11 protein-coding genes are annotated in these 16,317 nt (G+C 40.9%); 9 read left to right on the top strand and 2 right to left on the bottom strand.

The genetic code is table 11. The annotated features are described in order from the left end of the window. Window positions 1–28 precede the first annotated feature (28 nt). From B9A58_RS06650 to B9A58_RS06635, 5 genes are all read left to right on the top strand, one after another. Window positions 29–2,074, top strand: a complete 2,046-nt coding sequence (locus tag B9A58_RS06650) for a TonB-dependent receptor (RefSeq protein ID WP_084371622.1) — start codon at window positions 29–31, stop codon at window positions 2,072–2,074. Between the two features lie 137 nt (window positions 2,075–2,211). Next, complete coding sequence (locus B9A58_RS20700; protein ID WP_262501974.1) at window positions 2,212–2,337, top strand: hypothetical protein; 126 nt, start codon at window positions 2,212–2,214, stop codon at window positions 2,335–2,337. Continuing rightward, window positions 2,315–2,644, top strand: a complete 330-nt coding sequence (locus B9A58_RS06645) for a DUF1272 domain-containing protein (RefSeq protein WP_221407822.1) — start codon at window positions 2,315–2,317, stop codon at window positions 2,642–2,644. Before B9A58_RS20700 ends, B9A58_RS06645 begins: the two co-directional genes overlap by 23 nt. Window positions 2,645–2,734: 90 nt before the next feature. Beyond that, the gene (locus B9A58_RS06640) at window positions 2,735–4,786 is read left to right on the top strand and encodes a M3 family metallopeptidase (RefSeq protein ID WP_084371621.1); all 2,052 of its coding nucleotides are present in this window, start codon (window positions 2,735–2,737) and stop codon (window positions 4,784–4,786) included. A gap of 32 nt (window positions 4,787–4,818) precedes the next feature. Then, entirely contained in the window at window positions 4,819–5,505 is a 687-nt protein-coding gene (locus B9A58_RS06635; protein ID WP_084371620.1) for a DUF6090 family protein, read from the top strand. An 11-nt stretch (window positions 5,506–5,516) separates the two neighbouring features. On the opposite strand, the gene B9A58_RS06630 is transcribed toward B9A58_RS06635, so the two are convergent. Next, window positions 5,517–6,074, bottom strand: a complete 558-nt coding sequence (locus B9A58_RS06630; protein ID WP_084371619.1) for a TlpA family protein disulfide reductase — start codon at window positions 6,072–6,074, stop codon at window positions 5,517–5,519. A gap of 139 nt (window positions 6,075–6,213) precedes the next feature. On the opposite strand from B9A58_RS06630, the gene B9A58_RS06625 reads away from it, so the two are divergent. The 4 genes from B9A58_RS06625 (at window position 6,214) to B9A58_RS06610 (ending at window position 12,349) form a co-directional block, all read left to right on the top strand. Continuing rightward, on the top strand, window positions 6,214–8,454 hold the full coding sequence (locus B9A58_RS06625) for a Tex family protein (protein ID WP_084371618.1): 2,241 nt from the start codon (window positions 6,214–6,216) through the stop codon (window positions 8,452–8,454). A gap of 116 nt (window positions 8,455–8,570) precedes the next feature. Continuing rightward, the gene (locus tag B9A58_RS06620) at window positions 8,571–10,439 is read left to right on the top strand and encodes a DUF2059 domain-containing protein (protein WP_084371617.1); all 1,869 of its coding nucleotides are present in this window, start codon (window positions 8,571–8,573) and stop codon (window positions 10,437–10,439) included. A gap of 37 nt (window positions 10,440–10,476) precedes the next feature. Beyond that, window positions 10,477–10,899 carry a hypothetical protein gene (locus tag B9A58_RS06615; protein WP_084371616.1) on the top strand — a complete coding sequence of 141 codons (423 nt, stop codon included), beginning with the start codon at window positions 10,477–10,479 and terminating at the stop codon, window positions 10,897–10,899. Window positions 10,900–10,975: 76 nt separating this feature from the next. Further along, entirely contained in the window at window positions 10,976–12,349 is a 1,374-nt protein-coding gene (locus B9A58_RS06610) for a pyridoxal-phosphate dependent enzyme (RefSeq protein ID WP_084371615.1), read from the top strand. A gap of 233 nt (window positions 12,350–12,582) precedes the next feature. On the opposite strand, the gene B9A58_RS06605 is transcribed toward B9A58_RS06610, so the two are convergent. Next, window positions 12,583–15,834, bottom strand: coding sequence for a S41 family peptidase (locus tag B9A58_RS06605; RefSeq protein WP_084371614.1), 3,252 nt, complete (start codon window positions 15,832–15,834; stop codon window positions 12,583–12,585). Window positions 15,835–16,317: the final 483 nt, after the last annotated feature.

The raw sequence follows: 16,317 nt of genomic DNA, 5'->3' as shown, positions 1-16,317 counted from the left end.
AGGCACAGCCTTGAAGGATTTCTTAATTATGCTAAAGCATATATTTTATACGACTTTAATTGTTGCTTTTTTACCGTTTATTGGTAAATCACAGGTTACACAGGATGCCTGGCTGGATTCTATACAAAGCGAGTCATACATTGGAATGGAAGTGTGGCTGGATGATTTGGAATTGTCCGACAGTCGCAACCCTGCAGAAAGTGCCACCTTTGGTTTCTACAAAAACAATCCGCTCAATAGTACTGAAGACGTGCTGTCGAGACTACCAAGTATAAGTATGGTACGTCGTGGTAATTACGCTTGGGAGCCTACAATCAATGGACTGAGTAGTGGACAGATCAATGTGGCCATAGATGGCATGCGCATGTTTGGTGCCTGTACGGATAAGATGGATCCAGTGTCTTCTTATGTAGAACCCAACAACCTGGAAAGCATAGCCATTGAAAAAGGAGGTGGAGGAAGCGCGCATGGTAGCACGGTAGGTGGAGCTGTAAACTTCAAACTCAAGCGGCCCAAGTTCAACTCCGAGTTGAGTACTAGTCTCAACTCTAGATACGAAACAGTATCCAGTGGGATGAGTCAGTCCGCAAGTTTAAGTTTTGGTACGGACAAATTAGCTCTTCGTATGAATGGAAGCTACAGAAACTATCAGGACTATACTGATGGTAGTGGTGATGAAGTTTATCACTCTGGGTACCAGAAGCTAAACTATTCACTCAGTGGTGCTTATAGAGTTGAGAGCAATAAACTGATCGGTTTCGATTTTCTTATGGATGATGCTAGAGATATTGGCTATCCTGGCTTGCCAATGGATGTTGCTTTCGCTAAAGCAAAAATTGCAGCCTTGAGCTATACGATGTTCAACCCAGTAAATTGGATTAAGGAAGTAGAGTTTAAAGCTTATGCCAATGTGGTGGATCATTTGATGGATGACTCCAAAAGAAAGGATGTGCCCGTACGAATGGACATGCCGGGCGAAACCAAAACGTATGGTGGCTATGCACAAGGAAGTGCGGTTTATGGTGAACATGCCATCAAAGCCAAGCTGGACGGGTACGCGACTAACGCTTATGCGGAAATGACCATGTTCATCCCCAATGAGCGCGACATGTTCATGCTCACTTGGCCAGATGTAGATCGCCAGGATGTTGGTCTTTTTATTTCTGATCAGTGGCAAACCACAGAAAAACTGATTACGCAAATCAATGTGCGAGCTGAACAAGCTTTCACACAAATGAATAGTGAAATGGGCAAAGGACAGTTTGCTGTATTTGGATATGATAAAGACGATTTTCAGGTCAATCAGTTCGTGCTCAATACAGGAGTCTCTTTGAGTTATCAGTGGTCACCAGCATTTTCCACGGAAATAAGCGGAAACTATGGCGAGCGATTGCCATCTGTTTCTGAGATGTTTGGATTTTATCTGTACAACAATTTCGATGGCTATGATTATCTAGGCAATCCGGAAATCAACAAAGAAAGCGTTTATCAACTCACAGGATCAATCAAATATCAGCCATTCGACAAACTGGAGTTGAATGTCAACGCGTTTCACTATGGGTTCAATGACTACATCATTGGTTATGTGGATGAAAGTTTGGACGCCATGACAATTGGTGCCAAAGGGGTAAAAGCGTATGAAAATGTGGATGGCGTGACTTTTACAGGGTTTGATACTCAGGTGTTGTATAGTGCTTCCAAATTCTTTCAAATCTTGTATGCGGTAAAGGCCATTTATGCCACTGATAAAGATGGCACACCTTTGCCTCTGATTCCTCCCTTGAAAAACAATCTGACACTTGTAGGGCAAGTCAGCGGATTTAAACTACAAGCAGAAGGAGAGTGGTCCATCGCCCAAAATCAAATCAGCGAAAATACGGGAGAGATAGCTACGCCTGCTTATCAACTGATTCACTTGCGTGCCAGTAAGGATTGGAACCTGGAAAAGCTGAAGTTGGGTTTTTCTTTAGGGGTAGAAAATTTATTCGACGTAAGCTATCGCGAGCACCTGGATTGGGGTGGGGTCTTGCGTCCAGGCAGAAATTTTTATGCTTCCTTGAAAGTGGGTCTTTAAAATAGTCAGGCAAAATTTTCGAAGCCAACCCTTCCAAAGTTCAAAACTTTGGAAGGGTTTTTTCAGTTAACCTAAAAATCAAACAAAAATATAGTGCCATCATGTTCAAACCCAAACGGCAAATTGATTGGATAAAAATGAAACTTGAAAAAGCAGAACTGAGTGGATTTACTGATGACAATCAATCACAAATTTTGGATCTGTCCAAGTCTCGCCTGTGGCTAAATTCCGATACCTCACATGGAAAAGATCAAAAAGATTAACTATCTTAATCTAACCATGCTCTCCCTCAGACCCAATTGCGAAAATTGCAACAAACCCCTGGCACCCAATAGTACAGAGGCCATGATCTGTAGCTATGAATGCACCTTTTGTGTAGACTGTGTAAACGACGTGCTCCACAATGTCTGTCCGAACTGTGGTGGTGGTTTTGAAAAAAGACCCATTCGGCCAAAGGATGGTTTGAGAAAGCATCCATCTAGTACAGAACCAGTACTAAAACCAGTCAATCAAGTGACTTTTCGACCACTCATGGAGAAAAATCAGAATATCCTACCCAACGAAAGGTAATTTTTCATTTTGGTAGTAAATTGTCGACTGCTCAGACTAAAGTCCCCAGAGAGCAAGAAGAAATTAAATCAACTCAAAAACATTCCCAATATGAGATTTTCATACGCACTTTCCATCATAGTCCCCATGTTTGCTTGCCAGCCAGCAAAAGAGACAGCCGAAACCATTAATAATCCTTTCGTAGTCGAGCTCAACGAGCCCGTTGATTTTGCGAATGTTACAGCAGCAGATCTAAAAGAATATGGTGAATACACCATCAACCAATCTGCTCAAGCCATTGCTGAGATCAAGGCAGTGAATACACCAACATTTAATAATGTATTTGGCTCATTTGATGACATCAGCAACAACATGGCTACTGCTTCAAACAAAAGCTTTTTGATGTACTGGACATCTCCAGATTCCTTGATTAGGGCAACTGGCTTGGCGGGATACAAAAGAATTGATTCCTTATCTACAGGGATTTATTCTGATAAAGATTTGTTTAACCAAATGGTCAGTTTCACTGAAACTGATGAATACAAAGCACTGTCAGGAAAGAAAAAGCTATTGGTAGATGATTTGATTGATGGCTTGGAGCAATCTGGGGTAGGTCTCAATGCTGAAGATTTGGCTGCTTACAAAAAACTAAACAAAGAGATCAATGATTTAACTGCAGCCTACGCTACCAACATGAATACAGCCAATGAGTTGTTGGTGCTGAATGAAGTAGGAGCAGAAGGCCTTCCCGAAAATTTCAAAAAAACCTATGCTGCTGGAGAAAGCAGATATGAAGTTCCTGTGATTAATGCCACAAGCGGCCCTATAATGAAAAATGCCGCTAGGGAAATGACGAGAAAAAATTATTATATGAAGTTTAACAATAGGGCTTCGGATAAGAATCTAGCCATCTTGGATTCCTTAGTACAGAAAAGATATGAACTGGCGCAGTTGATGGGTTACGACACTTATGCAGATTACAATTTGGTGCCTAAAATGGCTAAGAATCCAGCGAATGTATGGGACTTTGTGAATGGTCTTGTAGAAGCAAGTAAAGGCAAAGCCAAAACGGATTTGGAAGAATTGGATCAGGCACGTGCCAAGAGCTCTGGCGGAGTTGATGAATCTTTGGATCCATGGGATATTTCTTATTACAAAAATGAAATATTGAAAAATCAGTACAACGTAGACCCTGAAGAAATCAGAAACTATTTGCCCATGGATGATTGCTTGGATGGCATGTTTGCAGTTTATCAAAACTTGTTGAATCTGGAATTCAAAAAGGTAGAGGGTGGCAGTGTATGGCACGCAGAGGTGGACATGTATGAAGTGTATGACCAGGGACGGTTAAAGGGACGATTCTATCTAGACCTATTCCCAAGACCCAATAAGGAGACTTGGTTCTACTGTGTGCCACTGGTCAGTGGCAAGTCGAAAGATGGCGGTTATGAAGTGCCAGAGGCTATGCTCTTGGGCAACTTCACCAGACCTACAGAAACATTGCCTTCGCTATTGAGTCATGGAGAGCTGAGTACTTTGTTTCATGAGTTTGGACATATCATGGATAAAATGGCTTATGAGGGTGAGTATTCCTTGCAATCTGGTTCGAAGTCAGATTTCACGGAGGCCATGTCTCAGATATTCGAAAACTGGATTTGGGATTATGAAACAGTGAGTTCATTTGCAAAACACTACGAGACAGGAGAGGTCTTGCCAGAAGAGACCTTCAATAACATGCTCAAGGCTAAAAATGTTTCTTCAGGATATTCGTCCATCAAATCTTTGAGGAATTGCATCTATGATTTGAATTTGTACAATCTGTACGATCCCAACAACAAAGTATCTACAGATGACCTTTGGAAAAAAATAGATGGAGAGATGGGGCTCATGGATGGTTATGTAGAAGGAACACACCCACAGTCGAGCTGGATTCATATTAATACACATCCCGTATATTATTATGGCTATTTGTGGTCTGATGTGTATGCTCAGGATATGTTTAGCGAATTCGAAAAAAATGGCCTGCAAGATCAAGCCACTGGTGTGAAATACCGAAAGTTGATTTTGGCCAATGGTTCGCAGCGAGACATCGTAGAAGCAGTGGAGGAGTTTCTAGGCCGTCCGTCCAACAATGAAGCTTATATGAAGAGCTTGGGATTGTAAAATTCAATCCCTTTTTCACATGACGTAAATAGATGAAAAAAATTAAAATAAACTGGAGGTATGCGATTGGTGAGTTTTTAATTGTTGTAGCGGGGATTTTGGTAGCTTTTCAACTTAATAATTGGAGTCAGTCTGCAAACACGAGAAACTTAACCTTGCAATCTTTGAACAATCTTGTTTCTGATCTGAAACAAGACTCGATTCAATTTGGCTATCATAAATTGGGTTCAGAAAGGACCGCAGCGCATTTAAAAGCAACAATCAATTGTCTAAAAAAAGATGAAGTAGATAGCCTTGAGTATAATTATCAAAAGAGTCGAACCTTTGTTTTGGCAGTTTTACACAATAGCGCGTTTGAATCTATAAATCAATTGGGTTTACTATCCAATATTGAAGATGAAGATTTGCGATATAGTATTCAATACTACTATAATTTTATTCAGCCCAATGTAGTTAAACTCAGAGAGTTTGAATTTCAGCGTTATGAGGAAACTATGGGAAGCATCAATACTGATGCTGCTATTATAATGGAAGAAGCAAGTTGGGATGATTTGCCTCTAGATTACAAGATGGTTAAACAGATTCTACTTGATCCCACTAATTTCAAAAAATTATATCAGTATGGAAAAGTCGAGGAATTTCTTGTCTTAAAAGCAAATGAGCATATAGAAGCAAACCGTAGCCTACTTGAAGAATTAAAGAAATATATCAAATCATGATGCTAAGAGCATTATCTATCAATTAGAAGTTTTCTAAACTCCTCTGTATCATACTTCGCCATACCTTCTCGCTTGGCGATTATTTTTCCATCAGGAGAAACGACAAAAGTGGTTGGAATAGATCGACTAGCGAATCCGTCTGGCAGAGACGAGACTAGCTGATAGATAGGAAAAGTATATGACTTTCTTTCGAGGAAGTTTTTGGCCTTGTCAAAATTCGCGTCCTGACTGATCAATACAAAGGCCACATTTTCATCTTTGACTCTCTCGTACAAATTGTGGATGTCTGGCATTTCTGCTACACAGGGAGGACACCAGGTGGCCCAAAAGTTTAAGAATATGGTTTGGCCTTTAAACTGATTGAAGTCTATAATTTCACCCCCTTCATTTCGTAAACGAAAATTATAATCGGCAAGTGGTTGATCTTCTTTGTCTATAATTTCGGCCTGTAGCACACCTGTAGACAGCACCATGCGTTGAACAAAGCCTGCTACTTCTGCATACCCGAAAAGGTAAATCAGGCCTGCCAGTCCTATGATAAACCACCAATCTTTCAGTATTTTTTTCATAAATAATTGTCATTCAACCCATTCACACGGATGTGGAAAACTTCTTTGAACATATACAAAAGTAGAGTCATATTAATTCCGAGAGGTGATTAAATTTGATGCACTCAATTTTTCAACAAACAAAAAGTAACAGAATCACATGAGTCAAAAGCATATTTCTTTGATAGCCACAGAGCATGGTGTTCCCGTGTCAGGAGTAGCCGCAATTGTTGCCTTATTGGATGAAGGGGCTACTGTCCCGTTTATTTCCAGATACAGAAAGGAGCAGACGGGGAGTCTGGACGAAGTGGCCGTGGCTTATGTCAAAGATCGAATTGGCAAATTGCGCGATCTGGATAAGAGGAGAGAGGCGATTCTAAAATCGATTGATGAGCAAGGCAAGCTGACTGATGAGTTAAAAAAGAAAATTGAAGGGGCGTTGACCATGACGGAGTTGGAGGATATCTATCTGCCATACAAGCCCAAGAGAAAAACGCGTGGCTCTATGGCCAAGGAGAAAGGTTTGGAGCCATTAGCAAAAACCATTTTCGATCAAGGGCTGGGTGATCCTGAGGAGCTGGCTCTCAAATATATCAATGAAGAAAAAGGAGTGAAGGATGCCGAAGAAGCACTACAAGGAGCGAGAGACATCATAGCCGAATGGGTGAGTGAAGATGCAGAAGTGCGAGCGGGATTAAGAAGGTTGTTCTTGGATAAAGCTGTCATCAAATCCACTGTGATGAAAGGCAAGGAACAGGAAGGTCAGAAATATAAAGATTACTTCGAATGGGAAGAGCCTTTGAAGAAATGCCCATCACACAGACTACTGGCCATGAGGCGTGGAGAAAAAGAAATGATTTTGTCATTGGACATTTTTCCAGATGAAAATGACGCTAATTTTCTATTAGAGAAAAAAGTAATTACAGGTCAAAATGCCAACGTAACTCAAATGAAAATTGCGTTGAAAGATGCCTATAAACGTCTGCTGAAACCTTCAATGGAAACAGAAACGAGAGTGTCTTCCAAGAAAACTGCGGACGATGAAGCCATTCAGGTATTTTCAGAAAACTTGAGGCAATTGCTTTTGTCACCTGCCCTGGGTCAGAAAAACGTACTCGCACTTGATCCAGGTTTCAGAACGGGATGTAAAGTGGTATGTCTGGATAAGCAAGGTAAACTTTTGGAATTCGAGGCCATATTCCCGCACGAGCCACAGCGCAGAACTAGAGAGGCTGCTGAGACTATTAAACAGATGGTAGCCAAGTATGACATTGAAGCTATTGCCATTGGTAATGGTACCGCGAGTCGTGAGTCCGAAAGTTTTGTCAGATCTATTGGCCTGCCATCCAATGTCATCATTGCCATGGTCAGTGAAAGTGGGGCTTCTATTTATTCTGCATCAGAGGTAGCCAGAGAAGAATTTCCCGATCAGGACTTGACTGTTCGTGGTGCAGTTTCTATTGGACGAAGAATGATGGATCCGCTGGCAGAGCTGGTAAAAATTGATGCCAAGTCTATAGGTGTAGGCCAATATCAGCACGACGTGGATCAGAATTCGTTGAAGCACTCGCTTGATGATGTAGTGGAGAGTTGTGTAAATGGAGTGGGCGTTGAACTAAATACAGCGAGTAAGCAACTCTTGACTTATGTTTCTGGTCTTGGGCCTCAATTAGCTGATAACATTGTAAAATTCAGAAATGAAAATGGCCCATTCAAGAATAGAGAAGCTTTGAAAAAGGTGCCGCGCATGGGAGATAAGGCATTTGAGCAAGCGGCTGGTTTCCTACGCATTCGCGAAAGCAATAATTTGCTCGATGCGAGTGCTGTGCACCCAGAAAGATACCCTACAGTGGAAAAAATGGCTGCTGATTTGAATAGCACAGTGGAAAATTTGGTCAAGGATTCTTCTGTAAGAGCTAAAATAGACCCAAAGAATTATGTCACAGAAGAAGTGGGGCTTCCTACTTTGAAAGACATCATGGACGAATTGGCTAAGCCTGGACGTGATCCTAGAGAGCAATACGAAGCCTTTAGTTTTCAAGAAGGAGTCAATGCAATCAGCGATCTGAAAGTTGGAATGAAATTACCTGGTCTGGTGACGAACATTACTAAGTTTGGTGCCTTCGTAGATATAGGCGTACATCAGGATGGATTGGTACATGTGAGCCAGCTGTCCGATTCATTTGTGAGCGATCCAGCTGCTGTGGTGAAGCTTCAGCAACAAGTTCAGGTGACAGTCACAGAGATCAATGCACAGCAAAAACGCATTTCATTGTCTATGAAATCTGACCCATTTGGTAAGCCTCAGAAGAAGTTTGAGCGTAAGCAGGAAGCCAAACAAGAAGTGCAAGGAGATCTGCAATCCAAATTAGCTATGCTCAAAGGGAAATTTAATAGTTAAATGATCGTTTTAAGGTATTATCGAGGATTTCACCTAGAAAAAGTCTAATTTAATCAGGGAAAAATCTTTTATTACTTTTGTAGTAAACCAAAGAAACAATCAGAACTTAGATAGAAATGCAGAAATCAATCGTACTCGCGCTCAGTATTCTTTCTTGTTGCGTGTTCCACTCTTCTTTTGCTCAAAAAAAACTAAAATATGACAAGGATATTTTTCCCCTCATTGAGGCGAAAAATTATGATCAAGCCATGCCTTTATTGTGGGACTATTTGTCTGACCCTAAGAATGCAGACGAGCCTAATCCGAATCTTCAAGTAGGGCTTTATTATGAAGGGTTAGTCAATGATTATCATATCATCTCTGATTCTACAGCCATCTTGGGCGCTTCAGATACAGCAGTAATTTATCTGACCAAGGCCAAAACTTTGATTACTGAAAAAGAATTGAAGAAGAATGACGACTTCTATCAGGCTTTCCACAGAAGAGATTTAAGGACAGGAGATTTTGGAATTAAAATTTCTGACGTTCAATTGGATATTGAAAAGAAGCTTCAGAGCCTGAGAAATATCAATAAATACGCCAAATCCATTTATGCGGACTTATATAGTATTAACAATGCCAATGCCTATTCTATGGCAGCTTACAAGGCTTTTTCTACCCAATATCCTGATATCAACAACTTGTATCTAATGGCAGATGATGGTTTGAAAGATAGTCTGGTAGCCGTCATTGATAAAAACACGGAAATCAAAGAAAAATTTGAGAAGGTCAGGGATGCCGTAAGCCGAATAGGAAAGAAAGGATACAGCCCAGAGCTTGAGTGGAAGGACATTGTTACTTATGGTGAAGATGGATTGACCACTGTAGATTTTTTTGCCAATGACGTGGTAGCCTGGAATTACGGTCAGTGGGCAGATGATACTGAAAATGTAATCAAACGAGATATTTTCAGGCTCAAAAGCCAGATTAGTCAAACAATGAAGGATTTGAAATTAGAATCAAATCAGATTAATAGTGGCTCAGGAATTTTAAATGAAAAACCGATCACAACCCTAGATCCGAATTTGCTGGCCGACATTGAAAAATTTGATAAGGAGTCATTGTCCAAAGAATTACTCATCATTCAGTTAAGTAAAAACAAATTCGACTACTTGACTAATGAGAGCCTAAACGAGCGTTTGGCTGTAGTTGATGACGTAGATTATCAATTGGCTGTTTCAGATAGTGTAGTTCAGCTGATTGGTAGGATGGAAAAATCTGTGGCCACATTAGTCGAGCCAGGAATTACCATTGGTACAAAAAAATATAGAGAATTAGTCAATGAAACGTATGGTGGAGACATTGGTCTAATAAAATACCGCAAAGAAATGGAGGCTAAACTTACCTCAGCAAAAAGTAAATGGTTAGCTCATAATGACGAATACAGAGTAAGAGCCAGATGGGGTGTGAGCGAGGACGGGGCTGATTCACTGTATCTGATCCCACGAATGGATACTACGTACGTGCCGCATGATTTTTCTAAGTTTTATTCTATTGTTTCGATGAAAGATGATTCTTCTAATACCTATGTTATTGGGCTAGAATTTAAGGGGGCATCTGATAAGGGCTTTGTGGCCAAAGTGAATAACGCCAGAAAAATAGAATGGAAGAAAAACTTTGCTTTGAGTAGCTTCAAATATAGTGATAGCGAATTCTTAGTTTCTGGTCAGTTCATCCCATCCCAGGAAGGCACGGTAGCAGCTTATATTTTCTCATTAGTACCAGATTCCAAAAATAATATCATAGCCGTGTCGATTACACCTGAAGGAGAGACGAATTGGGTCAATCAGTTGAAGGTTAGTCGAGCGCCAGTGGATGTGAAGTTTAATGATATTGTGAAAGAAACCATTTTTTATACCAAAACGGAGCAGGAATTGGAAAGTGGAGGAGGAGATCCTAATGACCCTGGATATTTTGTAGTAGATAGAAGTGGCAACGTCAGATAACCGTATTCCTTTTCTTGGATTGGTTTTCCTTTTTTGCATGACACAATGTGGAACTAAGGACATCAATCGGTCTTTTAGTTCTGATCAAACCAATAGACTTTTATCAGCTGATGCAGAAAAAGCATGGATATTAGTTTCACGAATTGAGAACGGAGAGAACGTATATAACGATTGTCTGGAGAACAATAGTTTGACCTTCGTTCATGCAACTACAGAAGATTCCTTGTATGTTTTGGGTCGTGCTACAAACTGTGGATCTACCACCACTATAGATACTTTGTATAAAGCAAAGTACACCTTGGATGCAAACGACAACGAGATTTTTCAAAACACGATTAGCCTAACAGACGAATCACACCAAAGCATTGAATCTATTCAAGTTGGAGAGTTGACTTCAAGTATTTTGAAAGTAAGCTATACTGCCAATGGTCGTGCAATTCAAGAGAGCTATTCTTACTAATTTTCTTCATTTTCAACTTTCACGTAGGATTGCCTATTTATCTTTCTAATTTTGCGCTAGGAATAAACTCTCATTTATGAAATTCTATAACTCAATAATCGATACGATTGGAGACACTCCTCTGGTAAAACTCAACAGTGTAGCTGATGGCGTAAAAGGTACCATTCTGGTAAAACTTGAATATTTCAATCCAGGCAATTCTATGAAAGATAGAATGGCGTTAAAAATGATTGAGGATGCGGAGAAGTCTGGTGTCCTGAAGCCTGGAGGGACGATTATTGAAGGTACTTCTGGAAACACAGGAATGGGTTTGGCGCTTGCTGCCATCTCAAAAGGTTACAAATGTATTTTCACGCTGGCAGACAAGCAGAGCCCGGAAAAAATGGATATTCTGAGAGCAGTAGGTGCAGAAGTGCATGTGTGCCCGACTAATGTGGAGCCAGAAGATCCTCGTTCGTATTATTCGGTTGCCAAAAAATTGAATGCGGAAATTCCCAATTCGTTTTATCCTAACCAATACGACAACCTGTCCAATGCTTTGGCACATTATGAAAGTACAGGTCCAGAAATTTGGAGAGACACTGAAGGAAAAATTACACACTATGCAGCAGGTGTGGGTACTGGTGGCTCTATGTGCGGTGTGGCAAAGTATCTAAAAGAGCAAAATCAAGAGGTCGTTACGGTAGGGATAGACACTTATGGGTCTGTTTTTAAGAAGTATAAAGAAACAGGCAAATTCGATGAGAATGAGGTATATCCTTACCTAACAGAAGGCATTGGAGAAGATATATTGCCAAAAAATGTAGACTTCAGTCTGATTGATCACTTTGTAAAAGTAACAGACAAGGACGGAGCATTGATGACCAGAAGGCTGGCCAAAGAAGAAGGTATGTTTGTGGGTTGGTCTTGCGGATCAGCTGTACACGGAGCTATCGAATATGCCAAGGAAAATCTTAAAGAAGATGATGTGATGGTGATCATCATGCCAGATCATGGTACGCGATACTTGGGAAAAATCTACAATGACAATTGGATGCAAGATCATGGTTTTACCGAAACAGGCACCTTTGCTACGGCTAGAGATATTGTAGCCAGCAAAAATGGTCAGGGAGAGCTATTTACTATCAAAAGTAGCGCTAAGATTGGCGATGCCATAGCTACTATGAATGAGCATAGTATTGACCAGGCACCAGTAGTAGAAAATGGTCAATTTGTAGGAAGTATATCAGATGCCAAAATATTGAAAGCTTTGATAGAGAATCCTTCCCTCAAAGAGCAGCCCATTTCTGAAATTATGGACGCCTCTTTTAAATTCATAGCACTAGACAACACAGTAGATGTGATGTCTAAAATTTTGGATAAAGACACCAAAGCTTTGCTCGTGAGAGATGACAACAACAAAGTGCACATCCTTACGCAGACAGATTTGCTAGTGAGTTTGACGAAATAATTTTTTGCTCAACAAAAAAACAGAAAAGCCCTTCCATTGAGCAATGGAAGGGCTTTTCTGTTTTACCACAGCTGGGCTCAAAATATGGCCTGCTTTTTGTATTTCATTGCAACAGAATTCACCATCTGTTATTAGGTATGAAATACTGGATTTTAGGTTTTAGAATTCTAGCGTTTATCCTTTTGTTGATATTTATTTTACGCTAGGTAATGTTTGTGGGAGACAGTCCTTAATTATTTAATTTCTTTGAGTAGCTGCTCTGTTGCTTTTTTCAGCTGACTGTCTTCATTTCTACTTCGCTCATCTGGTGCATTATCCAAAACGATGTCTGGCAAGGCAGGTCCCAATTCCATATTTTCTCCTGTTGCTTTTACATACCAGGCACGATAAGGCAGCCTGATCCAGCTTCCATCAATCAACCCTCTGCCACTTGTAGAAATGACAGCGCCAAAAGTGGGTTTGCCCACCAAAGTACCTATCCCCAGATGTTTATAAGCATGAGCAAATATTTCAGCATTGGAATAGCTGCTTTCGTTACATAGTGTAATGGAAGGCTTGGTCCACGCTGGTAAAGGCAATCTCTCACTATATGGATAGTAGTCAGTAAATTCCTTGTTGTTATCCAAACTTTCAGTGGCTCCTCTAGGGATGGTGTATGCATGTTGCTTTACATTGAGAATGGCCATCAAATGATCAGTAGTCCATCCCCCACCGTTGAATCTTACATCTATTACAATGCCTTTTTTGCCATATCCAGCAGCAGCCAATTCTCTCTCGAAGCGTTCGAAACTAGCCCAGCCCATAGCCTGGATATGGATGTACCCAAGCTGCCCATTCGAGTATTCGTCTACGAGTTTCTTTTTCTCCTGCACCCAGGCCTTGTAGCGAGCGTTACTATTGCTGGAAACAGGTCTGATTTCCACCTCACGATTTTGTCCACTTGTATTTTTGACAGTGAGCAGCACGCGCTCGTCAGCTGTATTATTCATCAAGTCATAATAATTCACACCCGAGTTTATGGGAGTGCCATTTACTGTGGTGATCGTTTCGCCAACTGAAATAGTACTGATTTCACGATCTGCCGGCATTTGAGGTAGTTTGCCAATCACTTGGACACCATCAGTCACAGGTTTGAGCTCCACGCCAATGAGGCCAGTTGTGGTAGACTGCACATCCTTACGTAAATCGCCTCGGTATAGCCCCATATGACTGGCATTGATCTGTCCAAGCATTTGGTTGAAAACGGTATTGAAATCTTCACGAGTAGAGGCTTTCATAGCCAATGGCTTATAAGTTGCTTTTAGCGCATCAAAGTCTTGCCCGTGAAAATTAGGGTCATAAAATTGCTGATCTAGTGCCTTCCATGCTTCTTCAAATATTTGATTCAATTCTTCTTTGAATTCTATATTCAACTTAGCAGAAATAGGGAGTGATTCTTTTTTGTCGCCTGCCAGCTTAAACCTTACTGGTTTACCACCTTTGAGCGTAGCATAGATGTATTCGTTTTTAGCATCCATATATAAGCTGGAAGGCTCTTCGCCTCCTGTGGTAATCGCAGTGTGGTCTTTCTTGTCCCATGAGATTTTATATAAGTCTATGTCGACTTTGGCAGGCTTGCCCCATCCATCAGAACTCGTTCTGTAATAGATGGTTTTGCCATCTTTGGAAACTAATGGATTGATTTCATTGCCATAGAATGAAGTCACTTGCTCGAGTCGTTCATGAATGTCTTCAAAGTCGATTTGAATGGGGGCTATACCATCATCTTCTTTTTTATCGTCAGACTTGGCGTTTTTCTTTTTCTTAGATGATTCAGGCTCAGACTTGGGCTTTTCAACCACTTCATCCTCGTATTTCCATTCATCAGCTGTTTTTTCCCAATCAGATTTTTTTAACCACAGATACCAGATGTCGTAATCGCCATTGCTACGTGCTGAGGTAAAAACCAGCTTGCTGCCGTCAGGGCTCCATGTAGGGTCACTATCCAGTTTGGGGTGCATGGAGATGTTTACTGGGCTTTTACTTCCATCAGCTTTGAGAATGAATATTTCTTCATTGAAATTCAAATCCTCCATGCTATAAGCAAGCCACTTGGAGTCTGGAGACCATGATAGTCCGTACGGTTGTGCCCATCCGTTCAATAAAGTTTTCTCGTTTGAGATAAATCCTTTACTGGATATGGAGGCAGTCAATAGCTGTCCACCACCCCGCATGAAGACGAGTGTTTTGAAATCAGGAGAGATGACAAGGCCTGATTCTTCTTCTGTGGTGCTGGTTATTTTGGAGACATCCAGTTTCAGGGTTTTGAACAAATCACCTTCTTTGCTGTCAGCAGATCGAACGGCATAAATATCATAATTTCCACCTCGATCTGAAATGAAGACTAATGTGGAGTCGTTGACCCACTGGGGTTCTAAGTCTCTGTATGGTGAGTTGGATAAATTGATTGTTCTACTTTTCTCTTTGTCATTCTCAGTAATGAAAATTTCACCTCTAATTACCAATGCACTATATTTTCCACTAGGCGAAGGAATGATTTGATCAACATCTTTGCTGTATGACTTTCTTTCTATAGGGTCAAATCTGTAATCAGACCCTATGGTCAAGTTGATGTCACTGGTTTGCTTTGTGGCAACATTTACACTTATCAATTGATCCCCTTTATTAAGTAAAATCGTTTGGCCGCGATTGCCCACGCTAAACGAGCTAATCCCCATGTCAGTAAATAAAGTAATGGCTTGAATATCTCCACTTTTTGCACCATTAGCATCCAGCGATATTTGATGAACATTGTATCTTCCACTACGGGCGGATTGAATGAAGAGCGTCTGATCATTGCCCCACTTAGGGTAAATGTCATTGTGTGTATCTGTTGTCAGTTGACTATAAGCATTGTTTTGAGAATCGTACAACCAAATGTCCGTATTGGCGGGGCCATTGTATGCCTCTCTTTCATCTCGGCAAGAACCCTTCACAAAAGCAACAAATCGTCCATTTGGAGATTGTGTAGCATAAAAACCCAGTGCGTTCAAATACCTATAGGGCGTTCCGCCCGATAAATTAACCATCTGCACCTCATTATCCCATTCGATTTGGCGGTAGTTTCTGTTGCCATGAAAAAGCACTTTTCCATCTTTGGTTACATCACTGGGGGAGTCGCTAGACGAATGAAAGGTAAGTTGTTTGGGCAATCCTCCTGTCAGGTTAATGACATAGACGTCATTGTTGCCATTACGATCACTACGGAAAACCAACCCTTGACCATCTGGGGTCCAAAGGGGATTGGTTTCGTATCCTTCATGAATGGTTAGTCTGCGAGGGTTAGAGCCATTGGCATCTGCCGTCCATATATCGCCTTGATAGGCAAAGGCTATTGTGTTTCCGTCAGGGCTCAGTGTCGGGAAGTTGATTAATGGGTTGGTGATTTGAGCGAAGCTAGAAAAAGCCATCGCCCATGCGAAAATGGTTAGCGTTAATCTTTGCATATAATTTTTGAGTTTTATAGACTACTAAATTAGAATAATATTCTATAGCGCGTTGAGTATTTTTTTGATTGGCAATATTTCGAAATGATCGGTTGACTCAATGCTATTGTCAGGGATTAGTCTATAAAATTGGTGGAGAAGATTTCGGGTATCTGAGTAAACTTACGAACTCAGCGCAATAGTGGAGAGATCTTTTCAAGGTCTAGCAGAAGATTTGCCTAGGCATCTATATGGGATCAGTCTGTAAAGTTGGGGGCAGAGTTTTTGATATCGAGGCAAGCTTACTCTCTCAAGGTCATCCCGTCAGGGATCTCATCAGGGTCTAGCAGAGTATTTGTAAAAGCATTGGCATGCTGCCAGCGGCTAAGGAGATTTCTCTGGTCGTGCCTCCCGACGAAATGACTTTTAGTTCGCAAAAGTTATTGATATGGCATAAGGTAACTGTTTAAAAACTATAGATTAGGATTATCTAATTCCCTGAAA

It is taken from the genome of Reichenbachiella faecimaris, assembly GCF_900176375.1.
In the GTDB taxonomy this organism is placed as follows: Bacteria; Bacteroidota; Bacteroidia; order Cytophagales; family Cyclobacteriaceae; genus Reichenbachiella; species Reichenbachiella faecimaris.
The sequence above is the reverse complement of the archived record's forward strand: the minus strand, read 5'-3'. Positions and strand labels throughout refer to the sequence as shown.

What these genes read in the sequence shown, in the direction of transcription:
- B9A58_RS06610 (WP_084371615.1), top strand. Translation starts at nt 10,976, where the DNA reads ATGAAATTCTATAACTCAATAATCGATACGATTGGAGACACTCCTCTG.
- B9A58_RS06650 (WP_084371622.1), top strand. Translation starts at nt 29, where the DNA reads ATGCTAAAGCATATATTTTATACGACTTTAATTGTTGCTTTTTTACCG.
- B9A58_RS06615 (WP_084371616.1), top strand. Translation starts at nt 10,477, where the DNA reads ATGACACAATGTGGAACTAAGGACATCAATCGGTCTTTTAGTTCTGAT.
- B9A58_RS06605 (WP_084371614.1), bottom strand. Translation starts at nt 15,834, where the DNA reads ATGCAAAGATTAACGCTAACCATTTTCGCATGGGCGATGGCTTTTTCT.
- B9A58_RS20700 (WP_262501974.1), top strand. Translation starts at nt 2,212, where the DNA reads ATGAAACTTGAAAAAGCAGAACTGAGTGGATTTACTGATGACAATCAA.
- B9A58_RS06640 (WP_084371621.1), top strand. Translation starts at nt 2,735, where the DNA reads ATGAGATTTTCATACGCACTTTCCATCATAGTCCCCATGTTTGCTTGC.
- B9A58_RS06630 (WP_084371619.1), bottom strand. Translation starts at nt 6,074, where the DNA reads ATGAAAAAAATACTGAAAGATTGGTGGTTTATCATAGGACTGGCAGGC.
- B9A58_RS06625 (WP_084371618.1), top strand. Translation starts at nt 6,214, where the DNA reads ATGAGTCAAAAGCATATTTCTTTGATAGCCACAGAGCATGGTGTTCCC.
- B9A58_RS06635 (WP_084371620.1), top strand. Translation starts at nt 4,819, where the DNA reads ATGAAAAAAATTAAAATAAACTGGAGGTATGCGATTGGTGAGTTTTTA.
- B9A58_RS06620 (WP_084371617.1), top strand. Translation starts at nt 8,571, where the DNA reads ATGCAGAAATCAATCGTACTCGCGCTCAGTATTCTTTCTTGTTGCGTG.
- B9A58_RS06645 (WP_221407822.1), top strand. Translation starts at nt 2,315, where the DNA reads ATGGAAAAGATCAAAAAGATTAACTATCTTAATCTAACCATGCTCTCC.